At 42.4% G+C, this 11,589-nt stretch carries 15 protein-coding genes; 10 read left to right on the top strand and 5 right to left on the bottom strand.

Annotated features, from left to right (window positions below; all coding sequences use genetic code 11):
- Positions 1-43 precede the first annotated feature (43 nt).
- From F946_RS17190 to ftn, 4 genes are all read left to right on the top strand, one after another.
- Positions 44-334: a hypothetical protein gene (locus tag F946_RS17190; protein ID WP_155118246.1), complete on the top strand. Its 291-nt coding sequence runs from the start codon at positions 44-46 to the stop codon at positions 332-334.
- Positions 300-593 (top strand): hypothetical protein, encoded by a 294-nt coding sequence (locus F946_RS13035; protein ID WP_004983007.1) that lies wholly within the window; start codon positions 300-302, stop codon positions 591-593. The genes F946_RS17190 and F946_RS13035 overlap by 35 nt, the downstream gene beginning before the upstream one ends.
- Before the next feature lie 3 nt (positions 594-596).
- Positions 597-2,228: a PepSY-associated TM helix domain-containing protein gene (locus tag F946_RS13030; protein WP_004983004.1), complete on the top strand. Its 1,632-nt coding sequence runs from the start codon at positions 597-599 to the stop codon at positions 2,226-2,228.
- A gap of 269 nt (positions 2,229-2,497) precedes the next feature.
- Positions 2,498-2,962, top strand: a complete 465-nt coding sequence (ftn, locus tag F946_RS13025; RefSeq protein WP_004695301.1) for a heteropolymeric bacterioferritin subunit Ftn — start codon at positions 2,498-2,500, stop codon at positions 2,960-2,962.
- 98 nt (positions 2,963-3,060) lie between these two features.
- Here the strand turns inward: ftn and F946_RS13020 are convergent, their stop codons facing one another.
- Positions 3,061-3,633 carry a peroxiredoxin gene (locus F946_RS13020; protein ID WP_035326783.1) on the bottom strand — a complete coding sequence of 191 codons (573 nt, stop codon included), beginning with the start codon at positions 3,631-3,633 and terminating at the stop codon, positions 3,061-3,063.
- Positions 3,634-3,769: 136 nt separating this feature from the next.
- Here F946_RS13020 and F946_RS13015 point away from each other — a divergent pair, with 136 nt between their 5' ends.
- The 6 genes from F946_RS13015 (at position 3,770) to bioD (ending at position 8,961) form a co-directional block, all read left to right on the top strand.
- On the top strand, positions 3,770-4,096 hold the full coding sequence (locus tag F946_RS13015) for a DUF6176 family protein (RefSeq protein ID WP_004982999.1): 327 nt from the start codon (positions 3,770-3,772) through the stop codon (positions 4,094-4,096).
- A gap of 111 nt (positions 4,097-4,207) precedes the next feature.
- Positions 4,208-4,954 carry an alpha/beta hydrolase family protein gene (locus tag F946_RS13010; protein ID WP_004982997.1) on the top strand — a complete coding sequence of 249 codons (747 nt, stop codon included), beginning with the start codon at positions 4,208-4,210 and terminating at the stop codon, positions 4,952-4,954.
- A gap of 105 nt (positions 4,955-5,059) precedes the next feature.
- Positions 5,060-6,379, top strand: a complete 1,320-nt coding sequence (bioA, locus tag F946_RS13005; protein WP_004982995.1) for an adenosylmethionine--8-amino-7-oxononanoate transaminase — start codon at positions 5,060-5,062, stop codon at positions 6,377-6,379.
- Positions 6,376-7,533: an 8-amino-7-oxononanoate synthase gene (locus F946_RS13000; RefSeq protein WP_004982992.1), complete on the top strand. Its 1,158-nt coding sequence runs from the start codon at positions 6,376-6,378 to the stop codon at positions 7,531-7,533. The genes bioA and F946_RS13000 overlap by 4 nt, the downstream gene beginning before the upstream one ends.
- Before the next feature lie 7 nt (positions 7,534-7,540).
- Complete coding sequence (bioC, locus tag F946_RS12995) at positions 7,541-8,320, top strand: malonyl-ACP O-methyltransferase BioC (RefSeq protein WP_004982990.1); 780 nt, start codon at positions 7,541-7,543, stop codon at positions 8,318-8,320.
- On the top strand, positions 8,317-8,961 hold the full coding sequence (gene bioD, locus F946_RS12990) for a dethiobiotin synthase (RefSeq protein WP_004982988.1): 645 nt from the start codon (positions 8,317-8,319) through the stop codon (positions 8,959-8,961). Before bioC ends, bioD begins: the two co-directional genes overlap by 4 nt.
- A 73-nt stretch (positions 8,962-9,034) precedes the next feature.
- On the opposite strand, the gene F946_RS12985 is transcribed toward bioD, so the two are convergent.
- The 4 genes from F946_RS12985 to F946_RS12970 are packed head-to-tail and all read right to left on the bottom strand — an operon-like array spanning position 9,035 to position 11,528.
- A complete protein-coding gene (locus F946_RS12985) occupies positions 9,035-9,451 on the bottom strand; it encodes an ExbD/TolR family protein (protein WP_004695313.1) in 417 nt (138 codons plus the stop codon).
- 18 nt (positions 9,452-9,469) lie between these two features.
- Positions 9,470-9,895 (bottom strand): ExbD/TolR family protein, encoded by a 426-nt coding sequence (locus tag F946_RS12980; RefSeq protein ID WP_004982985.1) that lies wholly within the window; start codon positions 9,893-9,895, stop codon positions 9,470-9,472.
- 18 nt (positions 9,896-9,913) lie between these two features.
- Positions 9,914-10,795: a MotA/TolQ/ExbB proton channel family protein gene (locus F946_RS12975; protein ID WP_004982984.1), complete on the bottom strand. Its 882-nt coding sequence runs from the start codon at positions 10,793-10,795 to the stop codon at positions 9,914-9,916.
- 34 nt (positions 10,796-10,829) lie between these two features.
- A complete protein-coding gene (locus F946_RS12970) occupies positions 10,830-11,528 on the bottom strand; it encodes an energy transducer TonB (protein ID WP_004982982.1) in 699 nt (232 codons plus the stop codon).
- Positions 11,529-11,589: the final 61 nt, after the last annotated feature.

Genomic DNA, 11,589 nt, shown 5'->3' with positions numbered 1-11,589 from the left:
GGCTTTTTTATGTCTGAATGCTGTCTCATTTAAGTTGAACGCAATGATGAAATTTCTCGGTTTACTCCTGTGCTGTGGTGGTTGTGTGCTGCTGTATTTGACCCATCCTAACCAAACGGTTCTTAAACAGGCTGTGGCGAAAAAGTATCGTTGGGTCGGGTGGATTGGTTTTGTTTTGGCATTGGTTCTTTTATTGGCGGTATTACCAAAACTGGTGGCGGTGTTGATGTGGTTACTGATGCCATTGGTGTTGTGGTCAGCACTACCATTTATTCCTTTATTACATGGGGCTTTGACGCATGAGGTTACTACGCGATCAAAAGATACAACCTGACTGGTGGACGAAAAGCTTTGCAGGAGCAGTTCTTGGACTCAGCCTAGCTTTCGCTTTAGCTGCATTAATCACAATGTGGGGACTGCAATCTGAGTATCGTAGTCTTGCTCCACAGTTAGGGATGTGGTCGATTCCGTGGATTTGGTTACCACTCTTTTTCGTGGCCTATTTTATTCCACGTGGATGGCAGTCCATTGTGATTTATCTGTTTTTCAATATCGTGGCTTACACACTTGTGTTTTGGCTCAGAGGGGAATAGGGCATGAAGGTACGTACAGATATTCTCCGACTGGCCAAAGAGTTACATACGTGGGTAGGAATTTGCGCAGGCATTCTCTTGTTCATTTGCTTTTTTGCAGGTGGGCTGAGTATGTTTCAGCATGATTTGAGTAAGTGGGCAACGCCACCGCAACAAAGTTTAAATACGGTTGAATTCCATCAGTACAACGATTTGGTGTCACAGGTACAGCAGCAGTATCCTGAAGCGCAAAAAAGTTTCCAGATCAATTTAAACTCCAAAGAGTTCCATTATGCCCCGATTCAGTGGCAACCTGCGCAAAGTCAAGCACATGATGATCATGCCTTTGATACCGATCAAAGCGCGATGTTAGCAACACTGAAACCAGATGGGACTTTACAGGTTGAACAAGAAAACTTATCTAAACTGGGTTGGTTGATTGAACAACTGCACGAAACGGCAGGCATTCCAGGGATGCTTGGGCATCATACACTCGGTGTTTATGTGATGGGTGTGGTATCCGTCTTATATTTTTTGGCGCTAATGACAGGTTTGATCATCCTCTTGCCGACTTTGGTTAAAGACTATTTTGCGATACGGCAAGGTAAGAACAAAAAACGCTTTTGGCTCGATGCACATAATGTGATTGGCATTACCAGTTTACCGTTTCATATTTTGATTAGTGTGACGGTGATTGTTTTTGCATTTCATGATCTCTTTTATGATGGCTTGGGGCAGTTGGTGTCCAAAGGCAAACCATTGTTTGAACGTCCCGCTGCGGTGCAGATTGCAGATCCAGTTCCTCAAATGGATGTTGAAAAAATACTCTTACAGGTACAGCAACAAGCACAGGGCTATGAGGTCTCGTCTGTAAGCTTTAACAATCTAGACCAACCCGCCAAGGCATCTGCACGCGTCAGTTTATATAGTCCAGATCAGATGTTACGCGGTGATAACTTCGACGTGATGTTTTTCAATCCTTATCAGCCTGCACCCTATAGTACAGCCAATTTAAATACGCAGAGTTCTGGTCTAGATCAACTGATTCGATCGATGTTCAGTTTGCACTTTGGTAACTATGGCGGAGATTTTACCCGTTGGTTGTATTTGGCCTTGGGTCTGGGAGGAGCATTTTTATTTTATTCAGGCAATATTCTATGGATTGAATCGCGTGTAAAGCGACAAAAAAATCCAGATTTAGCACCACCTGTCCAGCGTAAGGATGTCCAATTCATCGCAAACTTAACCATAGGGGCATGTTTGGGAACGGTCTTTGGCATTGTTATGAGTATGTTGATCGGGCGTTGGGCCTATGTACTCAGTCCTGAGCTACATAGTATCAATGCATGGTTTATGTATATCTATTATGCGATTTTTATCTTCAGTTTAATGCTGAGCTTCGTACTGGGCGCAGCACGAGCATTCCCAACGTTATTGCTGTCGATTGTGATTGTTTTACTGCTCATGCCTTTGACTTCTGCTATCGCACTGCTCTTACCTGAGATTGGGCTATGGTCATCTTCTTCCTCTTTATGGTGGGTTGACGTCTTTGCTATTCTTTTTGCAGGGTTATTTTTTCGTTTTTATCGCCAAGCTCAGGCTCGAGTCCAGTCCGCGGAAGTGGGTTCTCTTTGGTCTGTTGCACAAAAAAAATGAAAGATTGTACGCCGTTCTAAGGCTGAAATAAGAAGCATTTTTAATGATTACAAAATGAAGCACAGGGCTGTTCAAGCCTAAAAAGCCTTTACAAAAGGGATGAAGTTTTGCAAAGGCTTCTTTTATAACTATTATTTTGATGATTCATACTGCAAATGCGTATGTTTCTCATTTTAATTTTATAAAAATCATAAACTTACATAATTTATCTTTTGCAAAGTGAATTAAATGTGTCCATAATAGTTGCATTAGAGAATGGAGATTTTGAAATGCGTGGCAATCCTGAAGTCGTAGACTACTTAAATATGTTGATCGGTGGAGAATTGGCTGCACGCGATCAATATCTCATTCATTCACGTATGTATGAAGATTGGGGTTTGAGCAAAATCTTTGAGCGTATCGATCATGAAATGCAAGAAGAAGCACAACATGCGGATGCAATTATTCGCCGTGTTTTGTTTTTGGAAGGCACACCAAATATGCAGCGTGATGACGTTGAAATTGGTGAAGATGTCGTTTCATGCTTAAAAGCCGATTTAAAGCTTGAATATCATGTACGTGAAAAATTAGCGCAAGGCGTAAAATTGTGTGAAGAAAAGGGTGATTACATTACCCGTGACATGTTACGTCAGCAAATGTCAGATACTGAAGAAGACCATACCTATTGGTTAGAAAAACAATTACGTTTAATTGAATTGATTGGTCTGCAAAACTACATTCAGTCTCAAATGTAAGAGATACATGCCACTTTATGTAAAAAGTGGCATGTATATTTACATGTTGAGTAATTAAAAAGCCTTTGAATCAATGTTCGAAGGCTTTTTTGTATGGGTTATTTTTTAGAGAACTTTTGAATATCTACCAATACTTGTCCCGCATGGGTTTGGGTATTTACACTGCTGTAGTGATAGACCACCGTACCTTGTGGGTCGATCAGAAAGGTTTCACGTTTCGCAATTTTCGCGATGCCCAAGTTGCGTACGATGCCGAGCTGATTTGCCAGTTGATGATTGTGATCAGCCAAAATAGGGAAATTCAGCCCTAACTTTTTAGAAAATTTTTGATGTGACTGTACATCGTCCAAACTCACGCCTAAGACCACCGCATTATTTTTGCTAAATTGTGGGTAGAGTGATTTGAACTGATTGGCTTCTTGGGTGCAGCCCGGTGAGTCATCTTTCGGATAAAAATAGAGAACGACCCATTTGCCTTGATATTGTTTGAGCTCATGCCATTTGGCATTTTGATCTTGTAACTTAAAACTCGGTGCGGGCTTGCCGACCCATTGTTTTTGATCACTGCTTGCGGAATTGAATAAGCTATTATTGGCATACGCCGGAATGCTGAAAGCACTGGATGCGGCAATGCTGAGTAAACTAATTTGCATAAGGCTGGTCATTTTCATGGGGCATTTTTTTATGGAAGCTTGTACTGATCCTAGCAGATTTTGAGTTCTTCCTGAGCAGCGAGTGTTTGCAATTGTTTCTGATCTGTTGAATAGTCACTAAGTTAAGAATAAAAATTATTTTGTTGGAGATGTTATGGATGTAGGCGCGGTATTGATTCAATTAAAACCTAAGACAAAAGAAAATGTAGAAGTGTGGAAGCAAGAACTGAATGAACGTAAAGATGAAGCCATTGAAACCTTAAAGGCAGAAGGTGTATTTGTGGAATCGTGGTTTCATGTGGATCTTACAGGTCAGGATTATTTAACTGCTTATATGCGTGCAGAAGATATTGCGCGAGCACAGCAAATTGGCAGAGAAAGCAACTTTCCAATTGATGCTATGCATAAGCAGTTTAAAACCAATTGGGCAAAAGTTTATCCAGCTGCATTATTGGTAGATTTGGAAAATATGGATAAATAGATGAATGCTATTAAAGCAGTTTTATTAACTGAACCTGCAACAGAGCATCTAACTGAGCTCGATCAAGCATATTGATCATAGGAACGGCTTTGAAATTATTTCATAATATTGATGTTTTATCTTGATAAGAGTATTACATTGAATCAAAAAATTTTACTCATCACAGGCTGGGGTGGTGGGACTAAGTTACTACAACCTTTGGCTCATGCTTTGCAACACCAAGGGCATACGGTTGAGCTGATCAATATTTTTAATGGATTGGACGCACAGGTGTTGCAGCAACATGCTGAACAAGCCAAAGACTTTGATGTCTTGATCGGTTGGTCTTTGGGGGGGCAACTGGCGACTTTATTGGTCGAGGCTGTTGAACAGCAGTATCAACAGCAAAAAGTATTAATTACTTTGGCTTCAAATCCGTGCTTTGTGGCGTATGAAAATTGGCCAATCGCGATGAGTCCAGCGACATTTCAAAGTTTTAAACAATCCTTCGAAGCAGATGCGATTGAAACCTTAAAGAAATTTGGATTTATGGTGTGCCAAGGGACGGCAACCACCAAGCAAGATTTTTTGCAGTTGCAAAGTTTGCTTCAGCCTCAGTCTTTAGATCTGTTAAAACAGGGACTCAATTGTTTAGAGCATTTAAATACGGTTGAGATCTTACACAATTATACGGGGCATCAACTCCATCTGCTGGCTAAACAAGATTTTTTAGTTAGCTACAAAGTCTTGGATAATTTAAACGCTTTAGGTGCAAATTTTTTAGATGCGATGCTTTTAAGTGGTTCACATGGGCTTCCAGTTTTTCATGCCGATGAAGTAACTGACAAAATCTGCCAATATTTACAAAAAATGGATTAAACAATTCGCTGAGTGGCGAATATCGCAATTTCTTTTTGATGCGCGCAGGTTTAAGATCAGTCAAATTGAAATTTTGCTGTAACTGTAGTCGATATGGAGTTAAGGATGACTGAGATCAATGCCAAATTGGATGGTGAGTTGGATGACTTAGCATTTGATCGGGAACATATTTGGCATCCTTATACCTCGATGACCAATCCGCTCCCCACCTTTAAAGTTAAAAAAGCCTTTGGCTCAACCATTGAACTAGAAGACGGGCGTCAGCTGATTGATGGAATGTCTTCGTGGTGGTGCACCATACACGGCTATAACCATCCTGAACTGAATCAGGCGGTGACAGACCAACTGCAAAACATGTCACATATTATGTTTGGTGGCTTTAGCCATGATCCCGCCATTCAACTGGGTAAATTACTGTTGCAAATCACCCCGCCAAGTTTAGATAAAATTTTCTATGCAGACTCGGGTTCTGTTGCGGTTGAAGTGGCGTTAAAAATGGCAGTTCAGTATTGGACTTCGCTTGGGAAACAAGACAAAACCAATTTTGTCACCCCGCGTTCGGGCTACCACGGTGACACGTGGAATGCGATGTCGGTCTGTGACCCTGTCACAGGGATGCATCAAATTTTTGGCTCAAGCTTACCCAATCGTATTTTTGTTCCTGCACCGCAAGTTGCCTTTGATGCAGCCTGGGATCAGAAGGACATTCGTGAGCTTGAAAACACCTTAGCTGCACAGCATGAAAGTATCGCCGCGCTGATTGTTGAGCCGATTGTTCAGGGTGCAGGAGGGATGCGTTTTTATCATCCTGAGTACTTACGACAGGCCAAATTGCTCTGTGAAAAATATGGTGTTTTACTGATTTTTGATGAAATTGCGACGGGTTTTGGGCGTACGGGGAAACTCTTTGCTTGGGAGCATGCACAGGTCGAACCTGACATTATGTGTATGGGTAAAGGTTTGACAGGCGGCTATATGACCCTGTCTGCAACCTTAACTACAAAGCATATTGCTGAAACCATCAGTCGAGGCGAAGCGGGTGTGTTTATGCACGGCCCAACGTTTATGGCCAATCCCTTGGCGTGTGCGGTGGCGGCGAAAAGTACAGAACTCCTCATTTCACAAGATTGGCAAAGCAATATTCAACGCATCGAAACACAACTTCGTACCGCTTTGACCCCGTTGCAGTCACTTGAATATGTCCATGAAGTTCGTGTATTGGGTGCTATCGGTGTGGTTGAGCTGACGTTTAATGTAGATATGAAGACCTTACAACAGGAGTTTGTCCGCCGTGGTATTTGGGTGCGACCATTTGGAAAACTGGTCTATGTGATGCCCCCTTATGTGATTACCACACAGGAACTGAAGACCTTACTTGAGCAACTGGTTGAAGTGGTAGCGCAGATGCAGGAGCCTGTTGTATGAAGCATGTAGAACATTTTGCAGCACAACTGGATATCCTTAAACAGCAAGGCAATTTGCGCCAGTTTACGTCCAATGTGCAGCAAGGGCGGATGATTCGAATCAATGATCATGAGATGTTGAATTTGGCATCGAATGACTATCTAGGATTGGCTGCAAATATCGAATTACGTGAACAGTTTTTCGATGAAACACCGAATACACAGCGCTGGATGAGTTCAGCCTCTTCACGTTTATTGACGGGTAATTTTCCTGAATATGAACAGTTCGAGGCCAATCTTAGTCAGACTTTTCATGGTCGAGCTGCTTTGGTATTCAACAGCGGCTATCACATGAATATTGGTATTTTACCTGCGCTAGCGGACAGTAAAACCCTAATTCTGGCTGATAAGCTAATCCATGCCAGCATGATTGATGGTATTCGTTTATCGACAGCGAAGTTGGTACGTTATCGCCATAATGACTTGGCGCATTTGACCCAACTTTTGCAGAAGTATCATGCCGATGATGCTTTTGAGCGAATCATTGTGGTGACCGAGTCCATTTTTAGTATGGATGGTGATGAAACCGATTTGGCTGAATTGGTTCGCATCAAAAAACAGTTTGAAAAAGTCATGCTCTATGTCGACGAAGCACATGGCATTGGCGTACGTGGTGAGCAAGGCTTGGGCTGTGCTGAGCAATACCAAGTGATTGATGAGATCGACTTTTTAGTTGGTGCTTTGGGTAAGGCTATGGCTTCAATCGGTGGCTATCTGATTTGTCACCCTGTGATTCGAGACTATCTGATCAATACGATGCGCCCATTGATTTTTAGTACGGCACAACCGCCGATCTGCATGGCGTGGAGCAACTTTATCTTGCAACAAGTCTTGCAGTTAAATAATACACGTCAGCATTTACACAGTATCAGTCAGCGTCTACAGCAAGCAGTTCAGGCTAAAGGTTTTGATTGTCCATCAACGTCTCAAATTATCCCTGTGATCATCGGTGATTCGAGCAAAACGGTGGAGAAGGCGAAAGCTTTGCAACAAGCAGGTTTTTATATTATGCCTGTACGACCACCGACTGTGCCGCAGCATAGTTCTAGACTACGTATTTCCTTGACCGCTCAAGTTCGCCATACTGATTTAGATCAGTTGATTCAGTTGTTGTGAGTGAGTCGTGAAGAATTTAGAGATTGATAAAGCACAAGTCGCATTGCGCTTTGCTCAGGCAGGGCAAAGCTACAGTGAGCATGCGGTTGTGCAAAAGCAAATTGCACGCCAGCTTTTTAATTTAATCCAACGTTATGCTGTTAAATCGCAATTTGAGCGGGTGTTTGAAATTGGGTGTGGTTCAGGCAATTTAAGCCATTTACTGCTGAATGATTTCCAAATTCAGCACTATTTACTGAATGACTTATATGCCGAGGTACAGCAGCACTTTCAAGGCTATTCAAATATAGACTGGTTATTGGGTGATATTGAACAGCTTGTTTTTCCAGCTCATTTAGAACTGATCGTATCGACCTCTGCGCTGCAGTGGATGACGGATCTTGGTGCTGTTTTGCAGAAAGCGAGTGACAGTCTACTTTCACAAGGGCTGTTTTGTTTTTCCACTTTTGGTGAGCGGAATTTACAAGAGATTAAGACCTTAACGGGGCAAGGCTTAGATTATGTCAACCTTGATCAACTACGGGAAAAATTGCAGAACCAAGGTTTTGATGTTCTGCATTTGTCTGAACAAATTGAGTACTTAGACTTTGCGACACCGAAACAGGTACTGCAACATTTAAAAGCCACAGGTGTCACGGCAACTGCATCGAGCTTTCGTTGGACCAAGCACTCGCTCGAATGCTTTTATCAAGATTATCAACAGTTTTCACAACTCGATACCTCTGGGCAGATTCATTATCGCCTGAGTTATCACCCTATTTATTGTATTGCACGGAGAATGCCATGACTGGATCAGTTTACTTTATCAGTGGAATCGATACAGGCATTGGGAAAACCTATACTACGGGCTACTTAGCCAAGCTTTGGAATGAACAAGGCCAAAAAACCATTACCCAAAAGTTAGTGCAAACGGGTAATGTGGATGTTTCTGAAGACATTGAACAGCACCGTAAAATTATGGGTATGGGCTGGTTTCCTGAAGATGACAGTAAGCTGACCATGCCTGAAATTTTTAGTTATCCTGCATCGCCACATTTAGCGACTAAAATTGATGGTCGTGAGATTGATTTTGCAAAAATCGAGCGTGCTACTCAGCAGCTGGCTGAAAAATATGAGGTGGTGTTGTTAGAAGGTGCGGGTGGTTTGATGGTGCCTTTAACCACAGATCTGCTCAGCATTGACTATATTGCAGCCAAGCAACTGCCTGTCATTTTGGTGAGTTCGGGGCGTTTGGGCAGTATTAACCATACCATTTTAAGTTTAGAAGCACTGAAAAGTCGTGGTTTGGAGCTCTATGCTTTAGCCTATAACTTAAATGATGAGTCACAAGATGAACTCATTTCTAAAGATACCGCGACCTATTTAAAAGCTTATTTGGCGACACATTTTTCGCAAGCATTGTGGATCGACATTCCCGTATTGAAGTAATTCGTAGAGTCATTAAAAAAATAAAAAAACCGCTAACAGCAAAAGTTGTCAGCGGTTTTTTTGACGGTTTTATTTATTGATTACTCACGACTCCAATTTTTTTTACATCAAGGCGTTGGGCTGCGGCCATGACCATCGCAATGTATTTATATTCCGTTGCGCGGTCAGCTTTGAGTTTAATTTGGTCTTGATCTGCTTTTTGAGCAACGGTTTGAAATAAGGCTTCGAGCGCTTGTTTGGACTCCACAGCTTGTTCATTCCAAAACATTTTGCCTTGAGCATCTAAGCGTAGTTCCACGATTTCAGGTGGTTTTTCCTGAACTGGTGGTGGTGTGCCATTCGGGAGGTTGATATTAATGGCGTTGTTTGGCAATGGAATCGTGATAATGAACATAATCAGTAATACCAACATGACATCAATCAAAGGCGTCATGTTGACATCAAGCATCACATCTTCATCATCTTGATTGGAACCAACATTCATACCCATAGCTGAATCCTTCTTTGATTAAGGTGAAGAGGGCGGTGTGGTGACAAAGGCAATTTTGCCAATCCCCGCTTGCTGCGTGGTAGTAATGACTTGGTCAATCGCATCGTATGGCGTAAGTTGGTCACCACGAATGTGGACATCGGGCTGAGGTCTCTTTTGTGCCTCTGTTTGTAGTCGTGCCAGTAAGGTGGCTTTATCGGCAATGTAACTTTCATTCCAGAAAATATCGCCATTTTTATTGACTGCAAGTTGAATATTTTCAGGTTTGGTTTCATAAGGCACATTCTTTTCTTCAGGCAAATTGACTGGTACGGTATGAACTGCAACAGGCACTGTAATGAGAAAAATAATTAGCAAAACCAACATAATATCAACCAGAGGGGTGGTATTAATGGTTCCGATTACATCATCATCGCTGTCATTTGAATTTACCATCATTCCCATGGCTGATTCCTCATGTTCTTATTTCATGTCACGGTTAACAGGATTGTTGGTGCTGATTTCACCACTTAACAGCACAGCATGCAGGTCTGAACCAAAGGTACGAATTTCTTCCATTACGGCTTTATTTCGACGGGTTAACCAGTTGTAACCAAGCACTGCTGGAACAGCCACGGCTAAACCAATTGCAGTCATAATTAAGGCTTCACCCACAGGGCCTGCGACTTTATCAATAGATGCTTGACCCGATACCCCAATCGCGGTTAACGCATGATAAATGCCCCAAACCGTACCGAATAAACCCACGAAAGGTGCGGTTGAACCTACAGTTGCTAGAAAAGCCAGCCCACCACTTAAATGGCTGTGAATTTTGTCAATAGCGCGTTGAATCGAGATAGTGACCCAAGTATTAAAGTCGATCCGTTCTAATAATGTTCCACCATGGTTTTTTGTCGACTTAATGCCTTTTTCAGCAATAAAGCGATACACACTGGCATCATCTAAACCTTCAGTTGCAGTATCAAGAGAGGTTGCTTCCCAAAAGTTTTTATCGGCATGTTGGCCTTGTTTGCGGATTTTGCCTTGTTGTAAGCACTTGGTAATAATGATGTACCATGTCCCAATCGACATAATCACCAAAATAAACAGTGTCACTTTAGACACCAGATCACCTTCTTTCCACATTGCTTCTAAGCCATAAGGGTTATGCACTTTTTCTGAAGCAGAAGGTGCTTTCTCAGCTAAGGGTGGGGGAACAGGTGTTGCTGCTTTCTCAGTCGTAGTGACTGGTGTAGTCAGTGCTGTAGTGGTCGCAGCTGTTTCCTCTGCGAAAACAGCTTGTAGAGGAAGTAATGTGCTGATTCCTAGTAGGCTTGCTGCGGTAAAGTTTTTTAATTTTTGCATTGTGTAACTCCTAATGTCGGCTGATCTTTTTCAATTATTCGAGAACAAATTCGTATGGGATGTCGAACCAAGCGCTTTGAGCTACGCCATCTTTCATTGCAGGTTTAAATGTGCACAAGCTATACGCTTTCGTTGCAGCACGGTCTAAAGTACGGTCACCTGTAGAACGCTTTACTTTGACTTCTTGCGCCTTACCATTGGTATCGACAAAGACCGAAATCAGTACGGTGCCTGAAATGCCACTCATCTCTGCTTCGCGTGGATAGCTTGGTGCTTTACATCCAGCTTCCCCTTCCGATACTCCACGTGTAACACCTGTGGGTTTGGGTGCAGGTGATGGAGCAGCGGCAGTCGGTGTTGGGGTTGGAGATGGGCTTGGAGAAGGCGATGATGCAACTGGCGTCGGCGTGCTTATCGTCGGTTTGGTGACGGGTGTAGCAACTGTTTTTTGCACTGGGACTACTTTTTCTACAGGTTTGGGGTCAGGTTGCTGCGCTACTTTTTCCACCATTTTTGGTGGCTCTGGTGGAACTTCTTTAGGTGGTTCAGGCTTAGGTGGCTTGATATCTTGCAGAATGACCAATTCCACAGGTTCGGTTGAGGGTTTGACAATATCTTTTGCCAAACCTGCCATTAGCACCAAGCCAACAAGAACATGTAAGAAAATCACAACGCCAATACCTGTGAGTTTTTTGGCGGAGTTTTTTTCTAAATCTTCAAATGTAGTGCCCATAATTACTCCTAAAATTTAAGCCAAATCTACTTTTTAAAAGCATTGGATTGCACTTGGGAAA

The organism is Acinetobacter johnsonii ANC 3681 (genome assembly GCF_000368805.1).
Classification (GTDB): Bacteria; Pseudomonadota; Gammaproteobacteria; order Pseudomonadales; family Moraxellaceae; genus Acinetobacter; species Acinetobacter johnsonii.
Note: the sequence above shows the minus strand (reverse complement) of the source record. Positions and strands in the feature narration are given on the sequence as shown.